The 26,855-nt window shown below is 71.1% G+C and carries 19 protein-coding genes and 1 other RNA gene; 7 read left to right on the forward strand and 13 right to left on the reverse strand.

Going from position 1 to position 26,855, the window contains the following annotated elements; all coding sequences use genetic code 11:
* Positions 1–446 precede the first annotated feature (446 nt).
* Entirely contained in the window at positions 447–1,856 is a 1,410-nt protein-coding gene (locus tag ACTWOL_RS14545) for a cytochrome P450 (RefSeq protein WP_474297113.1), read from the forward strand.
* 163 nt (positions 1,857–2,019) lie between these two features.
* Here the strand turns inward: ACTWOL_RS14545 and ACTWOL_RS14550 are convergent, their stop codons facing one another.
* From ACTWOL_RS14550 to ACTWOL_RS14565, 4 genes are all read right to left on the reverse strand, one after another.
* Positions 2,020–3,246 (reverse strand): acyltransferase family protein, encoded by a 1,227-nt coding sequence (locus tag ACTWOL_RS14550; RefSeq protein ID WP_474297115.1) that lies wholly within the window; start codon positions 3,244–3,246, stop codon positions 2,020–2,022.
* Positions 3,243–5,426, reverse strand: coding sequence for a bifunctional polysaccharide deacetylase/glycosyltransferase family 2 protein (locus ACTWOL_RS14555; RefSeq protein ID WP_474297116.1), 2,184 nt, complete (start codon positions 5,424–5,426; stop codon positions 3,243–3,245). Before ACTWOL_RS14555 ends, ACTWOL_RS14550 begins: the two co-directional genes overlap by 4 nt.
* Positions 5,427–6,155, reverse strand: coding sequence for a hypothetical protein (locus ACTWOL_RS14560; RefSeq protein ID WP_474297117.1), 729 nt, complete (start codon positions 6,153–6,155; stop codon positions 5,427–5,429). It abuts the gene before it with no gap.
* Between the two features lie 156 nt (positions 6,156–6,311).
* Positions 6,312–7,277, reverse strand: coding sequence for a LysR family transcriptional regulator (locus ACTWOL_RS14565; protein WP_474297118.1), 966 nt, complete (start codon positions 7,275–7,277; stop codon positions 6,312–6,314).
* 153 nt (positions 7,278–7,430) lie between these two features.
* Between ACTWOL_RS14565 and ACTWOL_RS14570 the strand changes: the two genes are divergently transcribed.
* Positions 7,431–8,648 (forward strand): MFS transporter, encoded by a 1,218-nt coding sequence (locus ACTWOL_RS14570; RefSeq protein WP_474297119.1) that lies wholly within the window; start codon positions 7,431–7,433, stop codon positions 8,646–8,648.
* A 62-nt stretch (positions 8,649–8,710) separates the two neighbouring features.
* Here the strand turns inward: ACTWOL_RS14570 and ssrA are convergent.
* The 5 genes from ssrA to ftsE all read right to left on the reverse strand — a co-directional run bounded on the left by ssrA (position 8,711) and on the right by ftsE (position 12,579).
* Positions 8,711–9,080: a transfer-messenger RNA gene (gene ssrA, locus ACTWOL_RS14575) on the reverse strand.
* 132 nt (positions 9,081–9,212) lie between these two features.
* Positions 9,213–9,692: an SsrA-binding protein SmpB gene (gene smpB / locus ACTWOL_RS14580; RefSeq protein WP_474297120.1), complete on the reverse strand. Its 480-nt coding sequence runs from the start codon at positions 9,690–9,692 to the stop codon at positions 9,213–9,215.
* 18 nt (positions 9,693–9,710) lie between these two features.
* Complete coding sequence (locus ACTWOL_RS14585) at positions 9,711–10,886, reverse strand: S41 family peptidase (RefSeq protein WP_474297121.1); 1,176 nt, start codon at positions 10,884–10,886, stop codon at positions 9,711–9,713.
* A 67-nt stretch (positions 10,887–10,953) separates the two neighbouring features.
* The gene (ftsX, locus tag ACTWOL_RS14590) at positions 10,954–11,871 is read right to left on the reverse strand and encodes a permease-like cell division protein FtsX (protein WP_474297122.1); all 918 of its coding nucleotides are present in this window, start codon (positions 11,869–11,871) and stop codon (positions 10,954–10,956) included.
* Between the two features lie 18 nt (positions 11,872–11,889).
* On the reverse strand, positions 11,890–12,579 hold the full coding sequence (gene ftsE / locus ACTWOL_RS14595) for a cell division ATP-binding protein FtsE (protein WP_474297123.1): 690 nt from the start codon (positions 12,577–12,579) through the stop codon (positions 11,890–11,892).
* Positions 12,580–12,872: 293 nt separating this feature from the next.
* Here ftsE and ACTWOL_RS14600 point away from each other — a divergent pair, with 293 nt between their 5' ends.
* Complete coding sequence (locus ACTWOL_RS14600) at positions 12,873–13,064, forward strand: hypothetical protein (RefSeq protein WP_474297124.1); 192 nt, start codon at positions 12,873–12,875, stop codon at positions 13,062–13,064.
* Between the two features lie 146 nt (positions 13,065–13,210).
* On the opposite strand, the gene ACTWOL_RS14605 is transcribed toward ACTWOL_RS14600, so the two are convergent.
* The 4 genes from ACTWOL_RS14605 to ACTWOL_RS14620 all read right to left on the reverse strand — a co-directional run bounded on the left by ACTWOL_RS14605 (position 13,211) and on the right by ACTWOL_RS14620 (position 18,820).
* Complete coding sequence (locus ACTWOL_RS14605; RefSeq protein WP_474297125.1) at positions 13,211–14,080, reverse strand: hypothetical protein; 870 nt, start codon at positions 14,078–14,080, stop codon at positions 13,211–13,213.
* A 443-nt stretch (positions 14,081–14,523) separates the two neighbouring features.
* Entirely contained in the window at positions 14,524–15,630 is a 1,107-nt protein-coding gene (prfB, locus tag ACTWOL_RS14610; protein WP_474297126.1) for a peptide chain release factor 2, read from the reverse strand.
* A gap of 134 nt (positions 15,631–15,764) precedes the next feature.
* Entirely contained in the window at positions 15,765–17,000 is a 1,236-nt protein-coding gene (locus ACTWOL_RS14615; RefSeq protein ID WP_474297127.1) for a serine/threonine-protein kinase, read from the reverse strand.
* Positions 17,001–17,179: 179 nt separating this feature from the next.
* Positions 17,180–18,820: a serine/threonine-protein kinase gene (locus ACTWOL_RS14620; protein ID WP_474297128.1), complete on the reverse strand. Its 1,641-nt coding sequence runs from the start codon at positions 18,818–18,820 to the stop codon at positions 17,180–17,182.
* 527 nt (positions 18,821–19,347) lie between these two features.
* On the opposite strand from ACTWOL_RS14620, the gene ACTWOL_RS14625 reads away from it, so the two are divergent.
* From ACTWOL_RS14625 to ACTWOL_RS14640, 4 genes are all read left to right on the forward strand, one after another.
* Positions 19,348–22,755, forward strand: coding sequence for an FHA domain-containing protein (locus ACTWOL_RS14625; RefSeq protein ID WP_474297129.1), 3,408 nt, complete (start codon positions 19,348–19,350; stop codon positions 22,753–22,755).
* A gap of 473 nt (positions 22,756–23,228) precedes the next feature.
* Positions 23,229–24,530, forward strand: coding sequence for an ABC transporter substrate-binding protein (locus ACTWOL_RS14630; RefSeq protein WP_474297130.1), 1,302 nt, complete (start codon positions 23,229–23,231; stop codon positions 24,528–24,530).
* Positions 24,531–24,633: 103 nt separating this feature from the next.
* Entirely contained in the window at positions 24,634–25,917 is a 1,284-nt protein-coding gene (locus ACTWOL_RS14635) for a carbohydrate ABC transporter permease (RefSeq protein WP_474297131.1), read from the forward strand.
* Positions 25,914–26,831 (forward strand): carbohydrate ABC transporter permease, encoded by a 918-nt coding sequence (locus tag ACTWOL_RS14640; RefSeq protein ID WP_474297132.1) that lies wholly within the window; start codon positions 25,914–25,916, stop codon positions 26,829–26,831. The genes ACTWOL_RS14635 and ACTWOL_RS14640 overlap by 4 nt, the downstream gene beginning before the upstream one ends.
* Positions 26,832–26,855: the final 24 nt, after the last annotated feature.

The following is a 26,855-nucleotide window of genomic DNA, read 5'->3' on the forward strand; positions in this document are numbered from 1 at the left end:
AGGCCAGATCCCGCGACGCTCTGACGGCTTCGGTGCCACCGTCCTTCCGGAAGCCCCGTTCGCGGACAACCCCCTGGTGGCGCGCGCGAGTCGGCCTTTCGCTTCTGCGTCCGTGCCTCGCATCCGGGCGTCGGAATCGCCGCCTCGCCCGCCCCGGGACCCCGGTGCCACGGCGGTTGGCGTGAGCCGTCGACCCGGTCGGCGGAAGTGAAGTGCCGCCGGTGCTCGGATGATTGGTCTTACGCTGTCTTTAACAGGCTGCGGTCTCAAGCGGACTGACAGCCTGTCTACTCCTGCACTTGTGGGGTTATGCTGCCGTCCGGCGCCTGATCTGCAGAGCACAGGCGGGAGCCTCGACCGTTGCGTACGGTCGACAATGCCGATCATGAGCGCGCCCCCGACCGGCCATCGTGACGGGGGCTGCTCTCCATCTCCGGAGGCCACGCGTGACCCCCCACCCCCCTATACCTGCTGACGGGCTCGTGCCACCGCCCGGGTGCCCGGCCCACGGCATGGCGCCGGGCGGTCTCCGGCGCCTGCCGGAGATCACCGACCCGGCGCGGGCGTACGAGGAGCTGCGCCAGGAGTACGGTGCGGTGGCCCCGGTGCTCCTGCACGGGGACATCCCGGCGTGGTTCGTGCTCGGGTACCGGGAGAACCTGGAGGTCATGCGCACCACCAGCCTCTTCAGCCGGGATTCGCGCCGCTGGAACGCCTTCCGGGAGAACCGGGTGCCGGCGAACTCCCCGCTCATCCCGATGGTGGGCTGGCAGCCGCTGTGCGTCTTCGCCGACGGGGAGGAGCACGCACGGCTGCGCGGCGCAGTCGTGGACGGGCTCGCCCAGTTCAACCGGCGCGGTATGCGCCGCTACGTCACGCACTACACGCGCCAGCTCGTGGCCGGCTTCGCGGAGAACGGCCGGGCCGACCTCGTGCGCGACTACGCCGAGCCGCTGCCCATGCTGGTCGTCAGCCGTCTGCTCGGCATGACCCCGGAGAAGGGTCCGCTGCTGGTCCGGCCGACGCTCGACCTGATGCGCGGCAGCGAGACGGCAGCGGCCAGCAACGCGGTCGTGACCCAGGTGCTGGAGAGCCTGGTCGCCTACAAGAAGACGGCTCCGGGCAACGACCTCGCCTCGAGTCTCCTCGCCCACGAGTCGCGGCTCAGTGACACCGAGATCGTCGAGCATCTGCGTCTGGTGCTGGTCGCGGCGCACCAGGGCACGGTCAATCTGATCGCCCAGACCATGCGGCTGATGCTGACCGACCGGCGCTTCCGCGGCAGCCTCTCCGGTGGGCACATGACCCTGCCGGACGCGCTGGAGCAGGTCATGTGGGACAACCCCTCCATCGGTGTGATCCCGGGCCGGTGGGCTACCTGCGACACCAAGCTCGGCGGCCAGGACATCAAGGCGGGTGACATGCTCCTGCTCGGCATCGCCGCCGCCAACGTCGACCCCGAGCAGCGGCCCGACCTGAGCAGGCCCATGCACGGCAACCGCTCCCACCTCGCGCTGAGCAGCGGCCCCCACGAGTGCCCCGGCGGTGACATCGGCCGCGCGATCGCGGACACCGGCATCGACACCCTCACGGCCCTGCTCCCCGACATGCGTCTGGCCGTCCCCGAGCACGAGATCGGCGTCACCGCGGACTGGCTCACCCGCCGGCCCTCCGCCCTCCCCGTCGAGTTCAGCCCGCCGCGTGCCTCCAGCCTCCCGCAGATGTCGCCGAACGCGCCGGCGACGGCCCGGCCGCTGCCTCCGGTCGCCGCGCCGCGCGCTCCGAGGCCCGATGCGGCGGTCCCGTCCGCGGCGCAACCGGCGAAGCCCTGGTGGCGTTCCCTTCTGACGCGCTGATCCGGCTTCGGGGAGCCGCGAGAGGCCCCCGGATCGCAAGGTCCTGAGTCCGCGGAGCTCCGGGAAGAGCCCGGGATGCCGGACACGAAGAGGGCCGGTTCACCCCGTACCACGGGGTGAACCGGCCCTCTTCCGTCACGCGTTCATGCCTGCTGGCGCGCGTTCATGCCTGCTGGGAGCGGCGTCGCTTCCTGCGCGAGGCTCCGTTCGGCCACAGCCGGGGCCTGCGCTTGGCGGCCACGTCCTCCAGCCAGCCCACGGAGACGATCACCAGGGCGATCAGCGGCCAGACGGCGAGCAGCATCAGCACGGGGTACACCGCTTCGACGTAGCCGCCGAGGTGCCCGTCGACGAACGGGATCTCCCACAGGAGGTCGATGACCGGGATCGTCGCCATGATCAGCATGTTGTGCCAGAGGTAGATCGTCACGGCACGGTTGTTGGCGAGGGTGACCAGGCGGTCGAAGCGGGCCAGTTTCCCGGGCAGTTCCTGCCAGGACGGCGAGTACGTCAGCAGGATCACGCAGAAGCCGAACGACCAGGTCGCCTGGGCGAGCGGGATGTCGTTGAGGTCCCAGCCGTCCTCCCCGAGGTGTCCCGAGGCCCACCACAGCCCGAAGGCCATGACGAGCGCGGAGGCGGACACCGCCAGATAGCGCGGGACCTTCTCGAACATGCCCTCCTGGTGGGCGAAGCCGAGCACCCAGCAGGAGCCGTAGCAGGCGAAGTCGGTGATCGCGTTGCCGGTCTCCCCGGGGATCGTGAACAGCCCCGAGCCGACGACGGCGGTCAGTCCGAGCGGCGCGAGCAGGGTGGCCCAGGGTGCCCTGCGGAAGGCCCACAGCAGCAGCGGGGAGGCGATCACGAACCACAGATAGGCGCGGATGTACCAGAGCGGTCCTGCGGCCTGGACGGCCCAGGTCTCCTCGAGCAGGCCGGCCTGGTCACCGCTGAACCAGGGGAACGGTGGTGCGCCGACCGGGACGACGTACCAGGCGAGCTTGACGAACCACCAGACGCCCTCTTCCTTCACCGGCTTCCAGCCGAAGTAGAAGATCAGCGGCAGGACGAACGCGGAGAACGCCCACATCGGCGGCAGCAGTCGCCGCACACGGCCCCGGATCACCTCCCACGCGGGCCGCGAGAGCGAGCGCGCCATCAGCGAACCGGCCAGCGCGAACATCACGCCCATGGACGGGAAGGCGATCGTCAGCCAGGCCCAGCCGAAGATGTGGTAGACGACGACGCGGACCAGCGCGACGGCGCGCAGCAGGTCGAGATAGCGGTCCCGGCCGGGCCGCTTCGCCGCCGGTGCCGGTGCTTCCCCGGCGGCCCGGTGCCGGGTCTCTCCCTGGGGAAGGCCGCCGAGGTCGAGGGGCTGGGTGGTCACGCGACGGGCCTCCGGTCGTCATTGCGCTGGCGCTGGCTCGGTATCGAGCCGGGCGCCTCCACCACTCCCGTGCGGCGGAGCTTCTGCCAGCGGAGCCGGCCGCCGGTGAGAGCGGTGATCCAGGACTGCAGCAGCACCACGTACATGAGCTGCCGGTAGAGCAGCTGCTGGAGGGGCAGCGCGATCAGATGCACCATGCGTTCGTTGTCGAGCCGGAACGCGTACGCGGCGCACGCGGCCTGGATGGCGAGGACGCCGAGCCAGGCGACGACGGTCTTCCCGGTGGGGCCGAAGACCAGTCCGTAGAGCAGGAACACGTCGATGAGCGGAGCGAGCAGCGGGAACAGCACCATGAAGAGGGAGACCAGCGGCAGACCGACGCGGCCGAAGCGGCCGGACGGACCGCTCTCGACCACGGCCCTGCGGTGCTTCCAGATGGCCTGCATGGTGCCGTAGGACCAGCGGTATCGCTGGGACCACAGCTGCTGCACGGATTCCGGTGCCTCGGTCCAGGCGCGCGCCCGCTCGGCGTAGACGACCTTCCAGCCGTCACGGTGCAGCGCCATCGTGATGTCGGTGTCCTCGGCGAGGGTGTCCTCGCTCATGCCGCCGACCCGCTGCAGCGCCTCGCGCCGGAAGGCACCGACCGCACCGGGGATGGTGGGCATGCAGCGCAGCATGTCGTACATCCGCCGGTCCAGGTTGAAGCCCATCACGTATTCGATGTGCTGCCAGGCGCCGATGAGGGACTCGCGGTTGCCGACCTTGGCGTTGCCCGCGACGGCGCCGACGTTCGGGTCGCCGAACGGCTGGACCAGCTCACGGACGGTGGTGGGCTCGAAGACCGTGTCGCCGTCCATCATCACGATGATGTCGTGGCGGGCGTTGCGTATGCCGTTGTTGAGGGCCTCGGGCTTGCCGGCGTTGGCCTGGCGCACGACCCGGACGTTCGGCAGCCACATCGCGTCGACGATGTCGGCGGTGCCGTCGCTCGAGCCGTCGTCGATGACGATGACCTCGATGGGGTGGTCGCTGGCCATGAGCGAGCGCACCGTGTTCTCGATGCACTCCTTCTCGTTGTACGCGGGAACGAGCACCGTCACCGGCTCGGTGACGGCCGGACCCCAGCGGAAGCGGCGGCGGCGCACCTTGCGGGCGTGTCCGAAGGAGAGCAGCAGCATCATCCCGAAGCGGACGAAGACGAGCACGCCGATCACGGCGAGGCCGACGGTCAGGGCGCTGGTGGTGCTCTCCGAGACGGCGACGGCCCCCACCCAGGCCTTGCCCTTCCACAGCTCGGGTCCCGTGACCTTGGTGTGGGCGCTCGGTGCGCCGAGTGCCTCGGTGAGATTGGTGAACGCGTAGCCCCGCTTCTGCATCTGGGGCAGGAAGCGGTCCAGCGCGGCGACGGTCTGGGAGCGGTCACCACCGGAATCGTGCATCAGCACGATGGAGCCCTTGGTGCCCTTGGGCGTGGCGCGCTCGATGATCGCGTCGACGCCGGGGCGCTTCCAGTCCTCGCTGTCCGTGTCGTTGAGCGCGGTGATGTAGCCCTGGCTGCCGACGTACTCGGTCACCTTCCAGGAGAAGTTGTCCTGGGCGTCCGAGAACGACGAGTACGGCGGCCGGAAAAGCGAGGTCCGGATGCCCGCGGCGCCGGCGAGCGCCAGCTGGTTCTGGGTGAGCTCCCAGTCGATGCGGCTCTTCGACTGGAAGGACAGGTCGGGGTGGTTGAAGGTGTGCAGCCCGATCTCATGGCCCTCCGCGACGATCCGCTCGACCAGCTCGGGGTAGCGGGAGGTCATGGTGCCGGTCACGAAGAAGACCGCGTGCGCGTCGTACTGCCGCAGCTTGTCGAGGACCTTCGGCGTCCAGGCGGGATCGGGGCCGTCGTCGAAGGTCAGCACCAGCTTCTTGTCGGGGACCCTCATGGCCTTGGGCTGGATGCCGGCGCGCGCGTCGATGACCGGGCCGCCCTTGAGGACGCTCGCCGGGACGCGGTCGCTCGAGTCCGGGGGCCGTACGCGGTGGTCGGCGAGGATCTCGCTGTGGACGTAGCCGCGCAGCATCAGCATCGCGAGCAGCGCCACGAGGAACAGGGAAGGCAGCAGGTAGCGCATGGGCAGCCTGCGTCTGACGGCCGTGCGCTGTCGCCGGGCCCGCCTGCTGGGGGTGGTCATCTACTCCGCGCCTTCCAGGGCCTGCCGGCCGCCTTCGCCCGCCACTGGATCGGTGGGCGGTTCTTCCGTGGGTGCTGTCGCGGTGTCGGTCGGCCCCGGGCTCTCCGGCGGGGGCTCCTCCCCGCCGGGTTCGCCGCCCGGGGTGGCCGAGCCGCTGGGGCCCGGGGCGGGCTTGCCGCCGCCCTCGGTGTCCGTGCCGGCACCGGTGCCGGCGTCCCCGGGACCGGGGTTCGCCCGGGAGGCGGCGGGGCCGCTGGGCCGACCGCTGGCGCGGGAGCCGCCGTTCGCGCCGGCGGGCTGCTGGGGAAGGAACGCGCCGGTGGAGTCGGTGGGCGCGGGGGCACCGGATTTGCTTCCGGGGACGGCCGGGTTTGCCGCCGGGCCGGTGGGGGCGGCCGGCTCCTGCACGGTGCCGGTGTTCTTCTCGTCCGCGGGGCCGGGTATCAGCAGCCAGGGGGCCCTGGAGTTGCCGCCGATGAGGGCGACGACGAGGGTGATGGCGTAGCAGGCGCAGGCGATCGCCAGGACCCAGCCGAGGCGTCGGAGCTTCTTGCTGCGCCGGCCGCTCGCGTCGACGAACACCGGTCCGTCCGAGGCGTCCTGTGCCGTCTGCGCCGTGGTGTCGTCCCGCAGTTCCGCGAGCTGCCGTCCCAGTCCGTCGAGCTGGACCGTGACCTCGTTGGGCTCATGCGTATGCCCGAAACGGGCATCTTCTCGCCAATTTTCCACTGCAGAACGCACATCCCCCACTGAACGTAACGGGTGCGCGTATGAATGGCCGGATTTCAGTCACCCGACACGGCCCCCACCGTGTCCAAGCACCTGCTTTCCCATGGCACCCGGACCATGAATGTAGCGCACACCGCCCACGGTTGGGTCGCTGTATCAGTTGTTGTCCGGCATAAGTGACCGGTCCGTGTCCGAGACCCAGGAGCCGGGAGACATTTTCAGCCATTTTTCCTCGCGGGCGAGCCGGGTGGCCGCGACCCGGAGGGCATCCAGCCCCGGATGCCGCAGCCCACGCCGCCAGACCAGCGAAAGAGGCGACAGAGGTATGGGTGAGACGAGGGGTCGCAGCACGGTGTCCGGCATCGGCGGGAACTCGGTAACCGCGAGTACGGGGCTACGGTATTTGGCCATGATCCGGCGAAACTCGGCCTTCCCCAGAGCCACCGGTGCGGGCGGGGCGATCTCGATCCCACGACCCTCGAACAGCCGTCGCGCCAGGTCGGTCCACTCCAGCGTCTTCGGGTTGCCCGCTCCGGCGTAGATCCGCTCGCCGGCGAGTGCGTCGAGCTCCACCCGGTGGCATCGCGCCAGCGGATGGTCGGCGGGCAGGAGGACGGCCATCGGCTCGAACCGCACGAGCTGATGTTCGAGATGTGAGCGTATGGATGGATCGAGCCCGGCGAACCGGCCGAACGACACATCGAGCCGGCCGGCGACGATCTCCCCGGCCGCACCCGTCAGACCGCTCTCGAAACGGGCCATCAGCTCGCTGCCGGGTGCGAGTTCACGGGCGCGATCCAGCACCCGCCCCGAGACCATGCCCTCGCTGTTGAGATCCACGAGCAGCGGCCGGTCCCGGTCCGCGAAGGCTGCGGCCATGTCGTCATGGGCGGCCAGCACCCGGCGTGCGTACGGCAGCAGCCGCTCCCCGTCGGCCGTGAGCGTCACCTGCCGCGTGGTCCGCACGAAGAGCTCGACGCCCAACTCGCGCTCCAGTCGCCGGATGTCCCGGCTGAGTGCCTGCTGGGCGACGAACAGCCGGGCGGCGGCACGGGTGAAGTGCAGCTCGGCCGCGACGGCCTCGAAGGCGCGCAGCAGCCGGGGCTCGACGTCCTGGTTCATGCCGCCGAATTTACAACAGGGGTGCGTCAATGCGCTCCGCACAGGTGTTGGACCGTCGTTCTCCCTCACGGCGAAGCTTGATCCATGCCCCGGACGACCACGTCACACACGACCGCACCGCACACGCCCGCACCGCACACGACCGGCCCTCGGATGGCCACGACAGGAGGAACGCTGGTACTGGCACCGCCCTTCCAGGAGCCGGCCGCTGACCGCCCGACCGGACCGTACGCCCGTCTCTTCCGGATCCCCGGAGCACGCGCCTTCACCGTGGGCAATCTCATCGCCCGCCTCCCCATGGGGATGTTCAGCGTGAGCGCCGTGATCATGATCGCGGGGGCCCGCGGCTCCTACGCGCTCGCCGGGGCGGTCATCGCGACCGGTCTCGCGGCGACCGCCGTGGTGGCGCCCTGGACGGCCAGACTGATCGACCGCCACGGGCAGGCGAAGATCGCCGTACCCGCCACCGTGCTCGCGGTGCTCGGAGACCTCGCCCTGGTGCTGTGCGTACGGTACGAGGCTCCGGCCTGGACGCTCTTCGCCTCGTACGCGGCGACCGCCACGGTGCCCAACACGGGCGGGATGTCCCGGGCCCGCTGGGCCCATCTGCTGAAGGGCGACGCGGCGGCCCTGCACACCGCCAACTCCTTCGAGCAGGCGGCCGACGAGCTGTGCTTCATGCTCGGCACGGTGCTCGCGGCCCTGCTCTGCTCGGCCCTCTTCCCCGAGGCCGGCACACTTGCCGGGGCGCTGCTGCTGCTCACGGGCGTCCTGCTGTTCGCGGCGCAGCGGTCCACCGAACCGCCGCCGGCGCCACGCGCGTCGGGCGGATCGCCCCTGGGGATCGCCGGGATGGCCCCGCTGCTGGTGGTCTTCCTCGCGACGGGTGCGGTGTTCGGGTCCATGGAGGTCGTGACGATCGCGTTCGCGGACGGCCCGGCGGCCGGTCCGGTGCTGGCCCTCCAGGCCGCGGGCTCGTGCGTCGCCGGGCTCGCGTACGGCAGGGCCCGGCGCGGCGCGGGACTGCGGATGTGTCTGGCCGCGATGACCGTGTTGATGGCTCTGCCGCTGCTCGCGGCGGCCGTGACGGGCTCGCTGCTCGCCGTGGCCGGTGCCCTGCTGGTCGCGGGCATGGCGACCGCTCCCACGATGGTGACGGGGATGGGAGTGGTCCAGCGCCTCACCCCCGCGGGCCGGTTGAACGAGGGCATGACCATCGCCGTGACCGCGCTGCTCGGCGGTATCGCGGTGGGCTCGGCGGCGGGCGGCTGGGCGGTGGAGCACGCGAGTGCCGCGTACGGCTACGCCGTACCGCTCGCCGCGGCGGGCCTGGCTCTGGCGCTGGCGCACATGACGAAGGCCCGGCTGTGACAGCCGGGCCTTCGCCCACATGGGGCACGGGGAGCCGGGGGGTGTCCCCCGGATTCCCTCGGTGGTGGAGATGGCGGGAATCGAACCCGCGTCCAACGGTGCGGAATCAGGGCTTCTCCGTGTGCAGTCCGCTGCGCTTTTCTCAGCCCCGGAGATCACGCGGACAAGTCTCCGACGGGCTCAGTCACTGTGTGGTTTCCCTCTACACCCCGTGACCGGGCCTAGAGGTTGAGTTCCCTAGCTGATGCCAGGATCCGGGTCGGGAACAGCCCCGGGCTGACACTTCGCAAGTCGCTACTTAGGCAGCGAGGGCGAAGGAATCGCGCTTGGTGTTGGCGATTATTGGTTTCGGCGCGTGGTTTACGAGATCATTGCCGCTTCCTCGACACGCTTCCCCTGCTTCGACATCCGCTGTCGAAACCGATCATCCCCATGTTCATTTTTCAAGAGCTGCCCCCGCGGGGAGGGCAGGTGCCATCGTACGTGACCAACGCACGAGGGTGCCAGCGTATTCCGCCGTACGGGCGGAGCCGGGCCGGTGACGGCTCGGGCCGTGCGCTCGGGTCAGGCCCGCTGGCGGCGCCGCGCCGCCGACACCGCACGGTCAGTCTCACGGCGGTCCTGCTTCTCCCGCAGGGTCTGCCGCTTGTCGTACTCCTTCTTGCCCTTGGCGAGCGCGATCTCGACCTTGGCCCGCCCGTCCTTGAAGTACAGGGCGAGGGGCACGATGGTGTGACCCGTCTCCTGGGACTTGGCCTCCAGCTTGTCGATCTCGGCCCGGTGCATCAGCAGCTTCCGCTTGCGCCGGGCGCTGTGGTTGGTCCAGGTTCCCTGGCTGTACTCCGGCACATGGACGTTGTGCAGCCACGCCTCGTGGCCGTCGATCTGGATGAACCCGTCCGCCAGCGAGGCCCGCCCCTGGCGCAGCGACTTCACCTCGGTACCCATCAGCACGAGACCGCACTCGTAGGTATCGAGGATGTGGTAGTCGTGCCGCGCCTTCTTGTTCTGCGCGATCAGCTTGCGCCCTTTTTCCTTTGCCATAGTGCGGTCATTTTCGCACTACGAGCCGGTACCGAGGCCACTCAATACCGTGCGGGCCCGCCGAAGTGCGCCGTCTCCGGCGTCGGTGAGGTCCGGGGTGATCCCCTTGCCGTCGAGATCGCGTCCGGCGGGGGTGCGGTAGTGGCCGACGGTGAGCTCGGCGACCGAGCCGTCCGGCAGCGTCTCCGGCATCTGCACCGAGCCCTTCCCGAAGGTGCGCGTACCCACCGTGATCGCCCGGCCACGGTCCTGGAGGGCTCCCGCGACCAGCTCGGCGGCGCTCATCGTCCCTCCGTCGACCAGAGCGACGACGGGTCTGTCCGTGTCACCGCCGGGACGGGCGTACATCGCCTTCTGCTCTCCGTGCACGTCGTACGTGGCGACCAGTCCGCCGTCCAGGAAGGCCGAGGCGGCCGTGACGGCCTCGGCCACCAGACCGCCGCCGTTGCCCCGTAGGTCGAGCAACACACCGGCATGGGCCGGGGCCCGTCTGACAGCTTCGCGCACCCGCTCGCCCGAGCCCCTGGTGAAGGCCGCCACCTTGATCATCACGGTATTGCCGTCGAGCTTGTGGACCGTGACCGCCTGGGTGGCCAGTCGGGCCCTGCGCAAGGTCTCGCTCCACAGACGCTCGCCGCGCTGGAGACCGAGGACGACGGCCGAGCCGGCCGCCGCTCCCTTGCCGTCGCCGCGCAGCAGGGCGACGACCTCGCTGACGGGACGGCCGTCTATCGATGCTCCGTCGATGGTGCGCAGCTGGTCGCCGGTCCGGATCCCGGACCGTTCGGCCGGGCCGCCGCGCTGCACCCGGGCCACTTCGACCCGGCCGTCGGGGCCGCGTCTGGCCCAGAGCCCGACGCCCGTGTACGCACCGTCCAGGGCCTGCGCGAACTCCTCGTACTCGATCTTGTCGTACACCGCACCCCAGCGGTCGCCGCTGCGGCTGACGACCTCCTCGGCCGCCTCCGCCCCGGACTTGCCGTCCGCCATGGCCTCGGCGGCGGCGCGGGCCACCTCGTCGCGGTCGACCGTGGCGGCGGCGGCGCGGGCGACGGGCAGCGGGGCCGTCTTCACCTCTCCCCGGGGCAGCAGGTCCGTGGCCGACGCGGTGGCGAGGACCCCTGCGAACACCAAGGTCAGGGCCGCCCCGCGGCGTAGCCCACGGGGCATCGAGGAGGAATCAGGGCCCAACATGGCGCCCACTCTAGGACAAGCGAACGGCGCCGTACGGTGGTTGACCGTACGGCGCCGGGGGCGCTTGTCACACCTTGAGGTACTTGCGCAATGCGATGAAAGCGGCAAGAGCGGGCATCAGCAGACCGATCGCGAGCACCAGTGGGAGCTTGGTGATCACGGCGTCCCAGCCGATGAAGTTGACCAGTTGCATCTTCTCGGAGAGCGCCAGGCCGTTGTCGATCAGGAAGTACCGGCCGACCAGCAGCAGCGCACAAGCGACCAGGCCACCGAGCAGCCCCGCGAAGGCCGCTTCCATGATGAACGGCATCTGGATGTAGAAGCTGGACGCACCCACGAGCCGCATGATCCCGGTCTCACGCCGACGGCTGAACGCCGAGACACGCACCGTGTTGACGATCAGCATCAGCGCAATGATCAGCATCAGTCCCATGACGAACAGTGCGGCGATGTTCATGCCGTTCATCAGGTCGAACAGGTTCTGCAGGATGTTGCGCTGGTCCTGGACCGACTGAACGCCGTCCCGTCCGGCGAAGGCGGTGGCCACCACCTGGTACTTCTCCGGGTCCTTCAGCTTGACCCGGAAGGACTCCTGCATCTGGTCCGGGGTGATCGTCGCGGCGATCGGGGTGTCGCCGTACTGCTCCCGATAGTGCTTGTACGCGTCGTCGGCCGACTCCCGGTGGATGGTCTCGACGACGTCCATCTTCTTGAGGTCGGCCTCGATCTGCTCCTTCTGCTCGGCGGTCACCGCGCCCTTGGAGCACTTCTCGTCACTCTCCGCGTCGTTCTTGTTGCAGAGGAAGATGGAGACGTTGACCTTGTCGTACCAGAAGTCCTTCATGGTGCTGACCTGCTCACGCATGAGCAGCGCACCACCGAAGAGCGCGAGCGACAGGGCGACGGAGACGATGACCGCGAAGGTCATCGTGAGATTGCGGCGGAGACCGACGCCGATCTCCGACAGTACGAACTGGGCGCGCATGGCGAGTCGTTCAGCCTTTCAGTGCTGGTAGCCGTAGACGCCGCGCGCCTGGTCACGTACGAGCCGGCCCTGTTCGAGCTCGATGACGCGCTTGCGCATCTGGTCGACGATGTTCTGGTCGTGGGTCGCCATCACCACTGTGGTGCCGGTCCTGTTGATCCGGTCCAGCAGCTTCATGATGCCGACGGAGGTCTGCGGGTCCAGGTTGCCGGTCGGCTCGTCCGCGATCAGCAGCATGGGACGGTTGACGAAGGCCCGGGCGATGGCGACGCGCTGCTGCTCACCGCCGGAGAGTTCACCGGGCATCCGGTCTTCCTTGCCGCCGAGCCCGACGAGGTCGAGGACCTGGGGCACGGACTTGCGGATCTCGCCGCGGGACTTGCCGATGACCTCCTGCGCGAACGCCACGTTCTCCGCGACGGTCTTGTTGGGCAGCAGGCGGAAGTCCTGGAAGACCGTGCCGAGCTGGCGGCGCATGTGCGGCACCTTCCAGTTCGACAGGCGCGCGAGGTCCTTGCCCAGGACGTGCACCTGGCCGTGACTGGTTCTCTCTTCGCGCAGGATGAGCCGCAGGAAAGTCGACTTGCCGGAACCGGACGAGCCCACGAGGAAGACGAACTCCCCCTTCTCGATCTCGAGGGAGACGTCACGCAGGGCGGGGCGGTTCTGCTTGGGGTAGCTCTTGGAGACGTTGTCGAATCGGATCACGGGTGCACCACGGTAGGCCGGGGGTAGGTGTGCGTGACCTTACGCGAATGGCGAAGGCCCGTGCAGTCGCCGCCCGGCGTTGCGGCATTTGTCCCGTTATGGCAACGGGAAGAGGACCCCGCTCGTCCGACGGGGCGCGCCGAAACGCGCGCGAGCTGGCACAGTGGGAGGGGGAACGGACGCGTTTCCGTGAACGTTGTGCGGAGAAGAACGCTGAGAAACGCTGAGAAGTGCCGGGAAACCCCGGGAGAACGGCTCGGCCGGCGACTCCGCCGCGCGGGAGAGGAGAGCGCATGACCTACGACCGACTGGTGTGCGCGAACTGCGCGGCACCTGTCAGCGAGGGCCGCTGCCCCGTTTGCCGTGCGAGCCGTGAGCGGCTGCAGCAGGACGGCCCGCTGGCAGGCCTGAGCCCGGCGGCTCTGCTCGCGCTTCTGGCGGTCCTGGTGGCCGCTGTGGCGCTGCTGGCCCACCAGACCGCGTAAGGGGTCCCACAGGGGCTCCACAGGCCCCAGAGGCCCCGGAGACAAACCAAGGGCCCGGATGCCTTACGGCGTCCGGGCCCTTGTTACGTGCGGTTACGTCCCGTCACTACGGGTCGTTACGTCCGCTCGCGTTCCGCTGTGGACACTCAGGCAGCGGTGCGACCGCCGCCGACGAGGCGCGGCAGCATACGGAAGCCGATACCGCCGGCGATCATCGTCGCGGCGCCGACCAGCAGGAACGTGGTCTCGGGGGCACCGGTCTCGGCCAGCTCCTCCTTGGCCTTGCCCTGCTCGACCGGCCGTGAGCCCGCGTTGTCGGTGTCCGTGTTGTCGGCGCACTCGGCACCGTCGAGGTCGACGGTGCAGGTGCCGGCGCCACCATCGTTGCCGTTGCCGTTACCACCAGTGGTGGCGGAGCCGCCCTGGTCACCGCCGCTGTTTCCGTTACCACCGGCGTTGTTGCCGTTACCGCCGCTGTTGGCGTTACCGCCGGCGTTGTTGCCATTGCCGCCGCTGTTGGCGTTACCGCCGGCGTTGTTGCCGTTACCGCCGGCGTTGTTGCCATTGCCGCCGCTGTTGCCGTTACCGCCGGCATTGTTGCCGTTACCGCCGTTGTTCCCGTTACCGCCGTTGGTGGGGTCACCGGCCGCAGCGCCACCGTTGGTCGGGTCACCGGCCGCAGCGCCACCGTTGGTCGGGTCACCGGCCGCAGCGCCACCGTTGGTCGGGTCACCGGCCGCAGCGCCACCGTTGCTGGGGTCGCCGTTCTCGCCGCCCTCGTCAACGCCGCCGGGGTCGCCGTTGCCGCCGCCGTTCTCGTTGCCCTCGTCTTCGCCGCCGATGCCGAGGCCGACCTCGACACCTTCCTTGGAGACCCCGGCCTCGGCCTTGATCCCTGCAGCGTCCACACCGATACCGACGGCCTGAGCGGCGCCCGCGGCGGTCAGGGACGCGCCGGCCGCGATCACCGCACCGGCGGCTATCCGTGCCACTCGGACCCGCGTCTTCTTGGTCATCTGTGCGCTACCCCCAGTAGCTGTTCGTTTGTAATGCAGCGCCAGGGGCATCGGACACCGGGGCCCGCCTTCGCGTTCCCCGCACACGCGCCCCAGAAACACGCATGCCGCGCGTCAGCCTTCCCAGTTTTCACGAACACGTCAAGGTCGTTGCGCGTGCGATGCCCGGATTAAGGGGAGTTGACCAAGGTACGAGCCTGCAACTGTGACGTAAACCGGTAACTGCCGCCCCGCAGGCTCTGGTTCCCTTGTCGACAAAGCGAGCCAATACCTCCCGATCCGCTTGCGCCAGCGAACACCGGAGCGCGCCCGTGCTCGCTCTACGCCCGTATACCGGTCACCGGGCGGGCCGTATGCATGAGAAACGGGTCCCCTGAAGACGCGAAAACGGCGCCGGGCCCTGTCGAGGGCCCGGCGCCGTTCGCTCGGTCAGCCGGATGCGGCTACTTCTCCTGCTGCTTGCGCCAGCGGATGCCCGCCTCGAGGAAGCCGTCGATCTCGCCGTCGAGCACCGACTGCGGGTTGCCCACCTCGAACTCCGTACGCAGGTCCTTGACCATCTGGTAGGGGTGGAGGACGTAGGAACGCATCTGATTGCCCCAGGAGTTGCCGCCGTCGCCCTTGAGGGCGTCCATCTTGGCCTGCTCCTCCTGGCGGCGGCGCTCGAGGAGCTTCGCCTGCAGGACGTTCATCGCGCTCGCCTTGTTCTGGATCTGGGAGCGCTCGTTCTGGCAGGAGACCACGATGCCGGTCGGGATGTGCGTGATACGGACCGCCGAGTCCGTGGTGTTGACTCCCTGGCCGCCGGGGCCGGACGCGCGGTAGACGTCCACGCGCAGCTCGGACTCGTCGATCTCGACGTGGTCGGACTGCTCGACGACGGGGAGGATCTCGACGCCCGCGAAGGAGGTCTGGCGACGTCCCTGGTTGTCGAACGGGGAGATACGGACCAGTCGGTGGGTGCCCTGCTCGACCGAGAGCGTGCCGTAGGCGTACGGCGCCTTGACCACGAAGGTGGTCGACTTGATGCCGGCCTCCTCCGCGTAAGACGTCTCGTAGACCTCGGTGCCGTAGTTGTGCCGCTCCGCCCAGCGCAGGTACATGCGCTGGAGCTGCTCCGCGAAGTCGGCGGCGTCGACGCCGCCGGCCTCGGCGCGGATGTTGACCAGCGCCTCACGCTCGTCGTACTCACCGGACAGGAGGGTGCGGACCTCCATCTCGTCCAGCGCCTTGCGGACGACCCCCAGCTCGGCCTCGGCCTCGGCCCGGGTGTCCGCGTCGTCCTCGGCCTCGGCGAGCTCGAAGAGCACTTCGAGGTCGTCGATCCGCCCGCGCAGGGCCTCCGCTTTGCGGACCTCGGCCTGCAGGTGCGAGAGCTTGCTGGTGATCTTCTGCGCCGCCGCGGGGTCGTCCCACAGGGACGGCGCCGCCGCCTGCTCCTCGAGCACGGCGATGTCTGCCCTCATCTGATCGAGGTCCAGAACGGCCTCGATCGACCCCATGGTCGACGAGAGGGACTTCAGCTCTTCGGATACATCGACGACTGCCACGGGTCCAGCGTAACGGCTGGGCGGGGCGTATCGTCCCGCCCGTCCGCATACCGGAGCTCCCCGGACCGCGTCCGACAGCCCCTCGGGGCGTCGTCCACCGCTGCGGCGACGCTGCCACGGCCGTGGCGAAGCATCTACGGCTGTGACGGGGCGGACTGCCTGGAGTCCTGGGGCGGGGCGCCCTCGTCGTCGCCGCCCGCCGCCAGCCAGCCGCCGACGCCGATCGCGGCCGCCAGCGCCAGTCCCGCGACACCGAACGTGATACGGCGCCTGCGGACCGCTTCCGCCTTGTGGCGGGCGGAGCCGGGTCGGCGCTGGCCCGGTGTGCGGGGCGCGCGGGCCGTGCCCCTGGCGCCGCCCGCGAGCTCGTCCGGTCCGGGGACGCGCATGGAGGTGTGGGTGTCCCGGTTGGAGTCGGTGGCGGAGCCGGGGACCAGCGGGACGGCGGCCCTCCGGGGCGCGCTGGGGAAGGTGGCGTAGCCCGGGTCCTCGTGGGCGTCGGGCGACGGTTCCGCGTCCGGCTCGTCCACGTCGAGCGGGGGCATGCCCGTGAGCAGCGGCTGCAGGTCGTGCAGCCGTGCGGCGAGCTCGGAGGCGCGCAGCCGGGACGCGGGTGCCTTGGCCAGGCACTGGACGATCAGCTGCCACAGCTCGTCGGGGATGCCGGGCAGGGGCACCACGGTCTCGGTGACGTGACGGCGAAGGACCGCTCCCGGGTGGCCGCCGCCGAAGGGGGTGAAGCCCGCGAGCAGCTCGTAGAGGACGGTGGCGAGGGCGTAGATGTCGACGGCCGCGCGGGGCGGCAGACCCTCGACGATCTCCGGTGCCAGATAGTCGGGCGTGCCGATGATCCGGGTGGCCCTGGTGCGACGGGGGGTGTCGATCAGCTTGGCCACGCCGAAGTCGGTGAGCAGGGCCGGGTGGGCGCCGCCGGGGCCGAGCGGGCCCTCCATGTCGAGCAGGATGTTCTCCGGCTTGACGTCGCGGTGGACGACCCCGGCGGCGTGGGCCGCGGCGAGCCCTTCGGCGACGTCGGCGGCGATCGCGACCGCCGCCGCGGGTGCGAGTCGTCGCTCCCGGTCCAGACGGGTGCGCAGGTCGGTGCCCCGTACGAGCTCCATCACCAGGGCGAGGTCGTTGCCGTCCACGACCAGGTCGCGGACGCCGACGACACGGGGGTGGTCGAGACCGAGCAGGGCCGTGCGCTCCTGGACGAAGCGTCCGACGAGCTCCTCGTCGGACGCGAGGTCCTCGCGCAACAGCTTGATGGCGACGGGACCTTCGGGCCCCTCGCCGAGCCACACCGTGCCGGCGCTGCCCCGGCCAAGGATCTGGTGGGCGGTGTACCGGCTGCCGATATTCCGTGCCAAAACTGCTCCCTCAGCGGCTGGCGTTGCCCACAAACTACGCGGGTGTCGGGGGGTTCGGTGCCCCGGATGGCGCCAACCGTCACTTCTGCGGGGCTATTTCCCCCGCAGAAGTCGACAAAGCGACAGCATGAGCACCGGCCGCGGGTGCTCACGCCGCAGATGCCCGGACAGGACAGGACCTAGTTGCCGTTACCGCTGGTGCTGCCCGTGCTCGGGTCCGAGGCGACGAGTTCGTCGAAGAAGGTGGTCACCTTGTCGATCCCGTCACCGATGGCGCTCCAGTAGCTCTTGCCCTGGCCGATCCAGTCCTGGAGCGGAGTGAGCTCCCAGATCAACCAGCCCGCCACGAAGAGCAGGACCAGCGTGAACAGACAGCCCTTGAGGCAGCCCAGCCCGGGGATCCGCATCGGGTTGGCGCCGCGCTGCCTGGGCTGGCGCGGAGCAGGCTGCTGGGGCGGCGGCTGCGGCGGCGCGTACTGCTGCCGCTGCGGGGCGGGAGCGTACTGCTGCGGAGGCGGCGCGGGGGCGTACTGCTGCGGCTGGGGCGCGTACTGCTGACCGCGCTGCGGCTGCGCGTGGGGGTGCCGCGGAGGCTGCTGAGGGGGCTGCTGCGGCGCCTGGCGCTGGGGACGGCGGCGCAGCGGGTCCTGGGCCGGGTCCAGGTACTGGACCTGGGTCTGCTCGTTGCGGTCCCGCGCCGCCTGCAGCTGGGACTGCCAGGGGTGCGGGTCTTCCGGCCGTGACCCCTGGGGTACGGGCGGCATGACCGCGGTCGGGTCGGCGTCGCCGCCGGGCGTTCCGGTGTGCGGCAGCACGCTGGTGGCCGCCCCCGGGTCGTACCGCGACGCGTTGCTGGGCAGCACCTGGGTGGGATCGGCGGCGCCGGGCGTCTGCGGGACGGCCGCAGGGTCGGGATCGGGCGCGAGCAGCACCCCGACTCCCTCCGCGGCCTCGATCTGCGCGGGTGTGGAGTGCACGCCGATGCCGGCGGCCACGGTACGCAGCCCGCGGGCGAGGTTCTCGGCACTCGGCCGCTCGCCCGGCTCCTTGCGCAGACAGCGCTCTATGACCGTCCACAGCGGACCGGGAACGGTGGAGGGGCGGCGCGGCTCCTCGCTGAGGTGCCGTTGCAGCACTTCGAGGGCAGTGCCGCCGGCGAACGGCGGACGGCCGGTGACCAGCTCGTACAGCAGGATCCCGGCGCCGTAGATGTCGACGGCCGAGGTCTGCGGACGCCCCTCGGCGGATTCCGGTGCGACATAGGCGGGCGTGCCCACGAACTCGTGCGTACGGGTCAGGCCCGGGGAGTCCGCGAGGCGCGCGATGCCGAAGTCGGTGAGCATCGGGTGCATCTCGCCGCCGCGCTCGGCCAGGAGCACGTTCGCGGGCTTGAGGTCGCGGTGGACGACGCCGTCGGTGTGGCTGGCGGCGAGCGCGTCCGCGATCTGCGCGGTGAGCAGGGACGCCGCCACGGGGGTGAACGGACCGTTGTCCCGGAGATAGCGGTGCAGGTCGGGACCCTCGACCAGGTCCATCACCAGGGCGAGCAGATCGCCTTCGACGACCAGGTCGCGGGTGCGGACGATGTTCGGGTGGGTGAGGCGGAGCAGGACGGAGCGCTCGCGCAGGAAGCGCATCACGACGTCCGCGTCGTTCGCCAGCTCTTCTTTGAGGACCTTGATCGCCACGGTCTCGCCCGGCTGGCCCGCAACGGCCGCCTCGGCTCCGGCGGTCTCCCGCTGGCGGGCCCGCCAGACGGTGCCCGTGGCCCCGCGTCCGAGCGGTTCCTCGAGCAGGTACTTGCTGCCTACCGGCCGCACGTGCGCTCCCTGCTGATCGTGGTTCTGGTCGTACGCGCCCTACGGTCGCACTCGTCCGTGCGTGTCCGCACGCGCGCACTGGCCGTACCCGTCGTACTCGTCCTACTGGTCCTGCTGGGCAGGGTCCGGCTGGATCCGGAATGGGTTCCCCGTTCATTTTCGGACCCCGGCCGCGTGTCCGACCCACTGTAGTGCCGCTGATCGGGTCAACGGCGTGCTCACCGGATACGACCGGTGGACCGGTAAGACGCGCCCCGCGGACCGATGGTTGCCGGATGGTTCACCGAACGGACGTGCGCAGGGCGGCAGAGGCGATCCCAACCAGGCATTTTTGCGCCCAGAGCCGGCCAATCAAGATCACCTGGGGGTGGGTGGCGGGCAGGTTGTCAGCGGCAGGTGCGAGGATGCCTCCAGCACACCGTTGTGGGGTGGGGAGAGCCCCGCGGCCGTGCCGACCTGCCGGGTGGGGGGAATCACAGGGCCGCTCCCCTGCCGGGCACCCCGCGCAGAAGGGACCGCTGACGGCGATGCAGATCCGGCTGACCGTCCTCGCGCCGCGCAGCGGCCAGTCCGCACCGTCCGCACCCGCGCCGGCTGTCGCATCCGCGACCGAGCCGGGCGCCGTGAGACGTGCCTGTGACGTGCTCGTCACCGCCCCCGCCGGTACGGCGCTGGCGGCGGTCGCCTCCGGGCTGGCGGCCGCCGTGTCGGGGCCGGAGACCGGCGGGCAGGTGGTGCTGTACGCGGGCGAGCGGCGGCTGGATCCCCAGCGGTGCGCTCTGGGCGAGCCCCCGCTGGTCGACGGCGCCGTGCTGGCCCTCCAGATCCCCGCCGACGGCGAACCGCACGGCGACGCCGAGGTGCCGGCCCGGCTCCATGTGGTCGCCGGGCCGGACGCGGGCGGCGTCCATCTGCTGCACGGCGGCCGGATAGTGATCGGGCGTGCGGCCGAGGCGGACGTCCCGCTCGACGACCCGGACGTCTCACGGCTCCACTGCTCGGTGACGGTCGCGGACGACGGCCGTGTCACGATCGCCGACCTCGGCTCCACGAACGGGACCAGCCTGGACGGCTTTTCCGTGGGCCCCGATCCGGTCCGGCTCGCCCCGGGGGCGCTGCTGCGGCTCGGTGAGTCCACTCTGCGGCTGGCCCCGCGGACCGAGCCGGAGACCCTGACGACCACGCCGGACGGCGAAGGACATCTTCGGGTGCGCGGGGGCCGGCCCGGCGGTGCGGCGGACACGGCGGGTGCGGCAGCTGCCGTGAGCCCGGACGCCCCTGCTCACGGCGGTCCTCACGGCGTCGCAGCGCGGACCCATGACTCGGGCCCGTACGGCCGTGCACGGGAACACACGGCCCCCGGGCGGCGGCCGGGCCCGTCCTGGGTCAGGGACGAGGTGACGATCCCCGGTCAGGCCCGGGGCGAGATCCGCGGCGCGGCGCCCGGCGTCCCCGGCGGCGCGGGCGCGGGCTCACCGGGCGCCGCAGAGCACCCGGCCGGGCACGGCAGCTCGCACAGGTCGGCGGCGGGCCCGGACCTGCCCAGCGGCGACACCACCCACGGCAGCGGCCGCTGGGCGGTCATGGAGGGGCCCGCAGCCGAGGCCGGGGCTTCACACGAGACCGCGCACCGCACCGGGGCCTCACCTCCCGGTGCGCGGGGGCCGGCGGACGGTGGTGCGGACGATACGGGCGAAGACGGCGGCGCCGACGGGAAGAAGGGCCGCGGTGACGGCGCGGGGCGCAGGCGCGGCATAGGAGCCTGGGCGCGCAGGCTCACCGGGGGGCGCGGCGACACGGCGCCCGGGGGCGCGATCGCCCTCGGGGAGCCCGTGGCCGCCGTCACCACCCCCCTCGTGGAGACCTGGCCCGACCCGGCCGCCGTGCTGCTCACCGCGCTGGGGCCCGGACCACGGCTGTGGGAGCGGACTCCGGGGCACCCCGAGGAACTCGTCGTACGGCTCGGAACGGCGGACCGCGCGGACACTCCGGCGGTGCCGGTCACCGTATGTCTGCGCGAGGCGGGCTCGCTCGGGCTGGCCGGGCCCCGGTCGCGGCTCACCGGGCTCGCCCGTTCCGTTCTCGCCCAGCTCGCCGCGCTGCACGCGCCGGCCGGGGTGGAGATCGTACTGATCAGCGCGGACCGCGCCAGGTCGCCGGAAGAGCGCAGACGGGACTGGAGCTGGCTCGGCTGGCTGCCGCATCTGCGGCCCGCACACGGGCAGGACTGCAGGCTCCTCGTCGCGTTCGACCGCGACCAGGCCACGGCCCGGACCGCCGAGCTCACCCGGCGGCTGGACGAGGGCCCGCTCGGCCCGGGCTGGCCGAGTGCCGACCGGCGCACCGTGGAGGAAGCGGCGGCCCGCCACACCGGGCCGCGGACCGTACTGCTCCTGGACGGCGACCCGGGCTCCGCGGATCTGCGCGAGGCCACCGCACGACTGGCGGGGGCGGGGACGGCAGCGGGTATCCATGTCGTCTGCCTCGCCGAGACCCCCGCCGCCTCCCCGCTGTCGCCCGTCGCCGCGACGTACGAGGAGGCGTGCGCGGCTTCCCTCGCCTTCCGCGAGTGCGGGGCGGTCGCGCTGCTGAGCGGCGATGTCGCCACGGCTCTGCGGCTGATGCGCACGGCTGCGGGGCAGCCCGCCGGCCATGGCACGGTCGGCGCCGTGGACGCGGTCTCCCTGGCCTGGGCCGAGCGTTTCGCCCGGGCGCTGGCACCGCTGCGGGCCGCTGAGGGGTTCGGGGCCGGTGGGGACCGGACGCCCGGCCGGCCGGTGGCGTATCCGCTGCCGCAGTCGGCGCGGCTCCTGGACGAGCTGGGCCTGGCCCGTGCCACGCCCGCGTCGCTGATGGCCCGCTGGGCGTCGTCCGCCTCGCCCGGCACGGCGGTGCTGGGCGCGGGGCCGCACGGTCCGCTGTCGGTCGACCTCACCGCCGACGGCCCGCATCTGCTGATCGAGGGTCCGCCCGGCAGCGGCCGTACGGAGCTGCTCCGTGCGCTCGCCGCGTCGCTGGCCGCCGCGGGGCGCCCCGACCAGCTCGGTCTGCTACTCGTGGACGGCGCGGGCGGTGAGCGGGGCGAGGGCCTCGCCGCCTGTACGGACCTGCCTCACGCCACCGAACACCTGGTCGCGTCGGATCCGGTCCGGATGCGAGCTTTCGCCCAGGCGCTCGGAGCGGAGCTGAAGCGACGGGCCGAGCTGCTGGGCGACCTCGGGAGCTTCGCCGAATGGCATGCGCGCCGTGAGGTCTCGGGGCGGCTGGTCGGCCCCCGGCCGGCGAGCGCGTCCGAGCACCGGGACCCCCGGGGCGACACGGGCGCGGAGACCGGTGCGGGTGCCGGCACGAAGGTGAACGGACCCGCGAACCGACCGTTGGACGGGCCGGTGGACGGGCCGCCCCCGCTGCCCCGGCTCGTCGTGCTCGCCGACGACTACGACGCGCTGGTCGCCCCCGCGCTCGGCAGCCCCGGCCGGCCGGCGGCCGGCTCCGTCGTCCGGGCGCTGGAGGCCGTGGCCAGGGACGGTGAGCGGCTCGGTGTCCACCTGGTCGTGACGTCCGCACGGCCCGAGCGCACGGCGGACACCCTGCCGGCGCGCGGCGCCCGGCTGCGGGTGGAGCTCGACGCCCCGGCGGTGTCTCCCGGACCGGAGGACCCGGCTCCAGGGCGTGGCCGCCTCCTGCACCCCGGCGGTGGGGTGACACCGTTCCAGACGGGCCGGGTGACGGGCCGCATCCCGCGGACGGCGACCCTGAGGCCCACCGTCGTGGAGCTTGACTGGGAGCGAATGGGTGATCCGCCCACCCGCCGCCCGGTCCGCGAGCTGGGCAACGGGCCCACGGATCTGGCTCTGCTGGCCAGTGCCCTCGACCGGGCGGCCCGCTCGGTCGATGCCGTCCGGCCGCCCCGGCTCACGTCGTCCCACGCCTGAGGGCGCACGCCTCGGGCTGTGACGGTCCCCTGGGCCGCCGCACGCCTCGGGCCGTGGTGGTCCCGGGCCCATCGCGGCGCCGCCGGCCCGTCGCGTGACGGCCGCCCCATCCCGGGTGTCACCGTTTCGCCTGGGTACGGGCCCGACCCGCCGTGGGACACATGGGTACGGGCGGCCCCGGCCCGCCGGACGGACGCGCCCATCTGACTCCACGTCACGAGCCCATCACGATCGTGGGCTTGACAGCGAAGGCGCCCTTGCTTACCTCCAGCACCGGGCGTAGACCTGACGACACGGGACGGAAGCGGTGCTGCCTGCGTCACGGCCGGCCGCGCCCTCCGGAAGCGCACGGCAGAGACGGGGCAGTGATGCGCACAACTCGGACAATCTCACGTGGTCGTACGCACGGCGTCGCCAGGTCCGCCCGGGCCTCCGGAGTCTCCAGGGCCGCCGTCGCGCTCGTCGTCCTGAGCATGCTCTCGCTCACCGGTTGCGGTGACGGCGACAGCGGTGGCGCACCGGAGAAGACCGGCGGCAGCACTTCGGCGTCCACGGTCCGGCTCCCCAGGCTGGACGGCGAGAAGATCGAGGTCGCGGCGGTCTGGACGGGTCCCGAGCAGGAGAACTTCACCAAGGTCCTCAAGGAGTTCGAGAAGCGCACGGGCGCCACGGTCACCTTCGTCCCCGCTCAGGATCCGATCGTCAACTTCCTCGGCACGAAGATCGCCGGCGGCAGCCCGCCCGATGTCGCGATGCTGCCGCAGGTCGGTGCGATCCAGCAGGCCGTGGCCCAGAAGTGGGCCAAGCCCCTCGGCCCCGAGGCCAAGGCCCAGCTCTCCAAGAACTACGCCAAGGGCTGGCAGGACCTCGGCTCCGTCGACGGCACCCCGTACGGCGTGTACTTCAAGGCCGCCAACAAGTCACTCATCTGGTACAACAACGCGGTCTTCGAGAGCGCCGGCGCTTCCGTGCCCAAGACCTGGAAGGACTTCCTGACGACAGCCGAGACGATCTCCGCGTCCGGCGTCACCCCGGTGTCGATCGGCGGCGCGGACGGCTGGACGCTCACCGACTGGTTCGAGAACGTCTATCTGTCCCAGGCGGGCCCCGAGAAGTACGACCAGCTGGCGAAGCACCAGATCAAGTGGACCGACCCCTCCGTCAAGCAGGCGCTGACGACGCTCGGCGAGCTCTTCGGCAAGCCGTCCCTGATCGCGGGCGGTGCGGACGGGGCCCTGCAGACGGAGTTCCCCAAGTCGGTCACCCAGACCTTCACCGGAGGCGACCAGCCCAAGGCCGCGATGGTCTTCGAGGGCGACTTCGCCACGATCAACATCGCGGAGACCGGAGCCAAGATCGGGACGGAGGCCAAGGTGTTCCCGTTCCCGGCGGTCGGTGCCGAGCCACCGGTGGTGACCGGCGGGGACGCGGCCGTCGCGCTCAAGGACTCCAAGGGCGCCCAGGCGCTGCTGACCTTCCTGGCCTCGCCCGACGCCGCGAGGATCTGGGCCGCGGCCGGCGGTTTCCTCTCCCCCAACAAGTCCCTGGACATGGCCGCGTACCCGAACGATGTGCAGCGGGAGATCGCCAAGGCCCTGATCGCCGCGGGTGACGACTTCCGCTTCGACATGTCGGACCAGATGCCGCAGTCGTTCGGCGGCACTCCCGGCAAGGGCGAGTGGAAGGCCCTCCAGGACTTCCTGAAGAACCCCAAGGACATCGCGGGCACCCAGGCGCGGCTGGAGGCCGACGCCGCCAAGGCCTACAAGAGCTGACGCCGTCATGACCGTGCCAGAACGCAAGGGGCCGGCGGAACGCGGAGGACCGCCGCAGAGCAAGGGGCCGGCAGAGCGCGGAGGACCCAAGGAACGCAGGAAGGTGACCGGCACCCGGGGACTGGTCGCCGCGGGTTTTCTGCTGCCCGCGCTCGTCCTGCTGGGTGCGCTCGTGGTCTATCCGATCGGGTATTCGGTCTACCGCTCGTTCTTCGACAAGTCCGGCAGCGGCTTCGCCGGGCTCGGCAACTACGTCGAGATCTTCACCGACGACACCATCCTCACCGCCGTCAAGAACAACGCGATCTGGGTCGTCGTCGCCCCGGCGGCCGCCACCGCACTCGGTCTGATCTTCGCCGTACTCACCGAGCGGGTCCGCTGGGGCACGGCGTTCACCCTCGTCGTTTTCATGCCCATGGCGATCTCGATGCTGGCCGCGGGCATCATCTTCCGGCTGGTGTACGAGCAGGATCCGGACCGCGGCGTCGCGAACGCGGTCTGGGTCGGGGTGCACGACACCTTCGCCGAGTCGGCCGGTTTTCCGCACGCCCACCCGCTCCCCGTCCATCCGCTCGAAGCGGCGGGCGGCGGCGCCTTCATCACCAAGGGCACGGTTTCGGCGGGCCGTGCGGTGCAACTGCCGCTGGTCGGGGTGGCACCCGCGAAGATGCCGGACGACGCCGAGCCCGCGCGGCCGCCCGTGCCGGAGCCCGGCAAGATCACCGGCACGGCCTGGCTGGACTTCACCCGGGGCGGGGGCGGCAAGCCCAACACCATCGACCCCACGGAGCTCGGCCTCAAGGGCATCAAGGTCGAGGCGGTGAAGGACGGCAAGGTCGTCGCCACGGCCACGGCGGGCGCCGACGGTACGTTCACGCTCCCCGCGCAGGCGGACGGCGCCCGGCTGCGGCTGACCGAGAGCAACTTCCGTGAGCCGTACAACGGGGTCGACTGGCTCGGCCCGTCGCTGGTGACCCCGGCCATCATCGGCTCGTACATCTGGATGTGGGCGGGCTTCGCGATGGTGCTGATCGCCGCGGGACTCGCCGCCGTACCGCGCGAGCTGCTCGAGGCCGCCCGGGTGGACGGCGCCAATGAGTGGCAGGTCTTCCGGAAGGTGACCGTGCCGCTGCTGGCACCGGTCCTCGCCGTGGTCCTGGTCACGTTGATGATCAACGTCCTGAAGATCTTCGACCTGGTCTACATCATCGCGCCCGGCTCGTCGCAGGACGACGCTAACGTGCTGGCCCTCCAGCTCTACCGGTCGTCCTTCGGCACCGACGCCGATCTGGGCGTGGGCAGCGCCATCGCCGTGCTCCTGCTGCTGCTCGTGATCCCGGTGATGCTGTTCAACATCCGCAGGATGCGAAGGGAGACGCGCCGATGACCCCGACGCACGACGACGGCGTCGTCGACGGCGCGGCCGAAAGCACCCGCGTCGGGAAGGCGAGGCCGTCGCTCGCCTCACGGATCGCCGCCCGCACCGGTGGTGGCGCCCTGCGGGTCTTCCTCGTCCTCGTCGGACTGTTCTGGCTGATGCCGACCATCGGGCTGCTGCTCTCCTCGCTGCGTTCACCCGCGGACATCAGTGCGAGCGGCTGGTGGGAGATCTTCACCCAGCCCGCGCAGCTCACCGCGGAGAACTACTCCAGGCTGCTGCAGAACGACACCATCACCGGCTCTCTGCTCTCCACGATCCTGATCACCGTCCCGTCGACCGTGCTGGTCGTGGTGATCGGCTCGCTCGCCGGATACGCCTTCGCCTGGATGGACTTCCCAGGGCGCGACTGGTGGTTCCTGGCCGTCGTCGGCCTGCTCGTCGTCCCGGTCCAGGTCGCGCTGATCCCGGTGTCGAAGCTGTTCGGCGAGATCGGGATCTTCGAGACGACGGTCGGGGTCGTGGTCTTCCACGTCGCCTTCGGCCTCCCCTTCGCGATCTTCCTGCTCCGGAACTTCTTCGCCGAGATCCCGCGGGAGCTGCTGGAGGCGGCCCGGCTCGACGGGGCGGGCGAGATCCGGCTGTTCACCCGGGTCGTGCTGCCGCTGGGCGGTCCGGCGATCGCCTCGCTCGGCATCTTCCAGTTCCTGTGGGTGTGGAACGACATGCTGGTCGCGCTGATCTTCGCCGACTCCGAGTCCCCTCCGATCACGGTCGCCCTGCAGCAGCAGGTCCGGCAGTTCGGCAACAACATCGACGTCCTGGCACCCGGGGCGTTCGTCTCGATGGTGATTCCGCTCGTCGTGTTCTTCGCGTTCCAGCGGCAGTTCGTGTCCGGGGTGATGGCGGGCGCGGTCAAGTAGGCACCGTCCGGCCTGACCCGGCCC

This window comes from Micromonospora sp. IBHARD003 (assembly GCF_056106285.1).

Bases quoted from the DNA above. Each gene is read 5' to 3' on its own strand.
- ACTWOL_RS14555 (WP_474297116.1), bottom strand. From the start codon at position 5,426: ATGACCACCCCCAGCAGGCGGGCCCGGCGACAGCGCACGGCCGTCAGA.
- ACTWOL_RS14565 (WP_474297118.1), bottom strand. From the start codon at position 7,277: ATGAACCAGGACGTCGAGCCCCGGCTGCTGCGCGCCTTCGAGGCCGTC.
- ACTWOL_RS14570 (WP_474297119.1), top strand. From the start codon at position 7,431: ATGGCCACGACAGGAGGAACGCTGGTACTGGCACCGCCCTTCCAGGAG.
- smpB (WP_474297120.1), bottom strand. From the start codon at position 9,692: ATGGCAAAGGAAAAAGGGCGCAAGCTGATCGCGCAGAACAAGAAGGCG.
- ACTWOL_RS14585 (WP_474297121.1), bottom strand. From the start codon at position 10,886: ATGTTGGGCCCTGATTCCTCCTCGATGCCCCGTGGGCTACGCCGCGGG.
- ftsX (WP_474297122.1), bottom strand. From the start codon at position 11,871: ATGCGCGCCCAGTTCGTACTGTCGGAGATCGGCGTCGGTCTCCGCCGC.
- ACTWOL_RS14600 (WP_474297124.1), top strand. From the start codon at position 12,873: ATGACCTACGACCGACTGGTGTGCGCGAACTGCGCGGCACCTGTCAGC.
- ACTWOL_RS14605 (WP_474297125.1), bottom strand. From the start codon at position 14,080: ATGACCAAGAAGACGCGGGTCCGAGTGGCACGGATAGCCGCCGGTGCG.
- ACTWOL_RS14625 (WP_474297129.1), top strand. From the start codon at position 19,348: ATGCAGATCCGGCTGACCGTCCTCGCGCCGCGCAGCGGCCAGTCCGCA.
- ACTWOL_RS14630 (WP_474297130.1), top strand. From the start codon at position 23,229: ATGCTCTCGCTCACCGGTTGCGGTGACGGCGACAGCGGTGGCGCACCG.
- ACTWOL_RS14640 (WP_474297132.1), top strand. From the start codon at position 25,914: ATGACCCCGACGCACGACGACGGCGTCGTCGACGGCGCGGCCGAAAGC.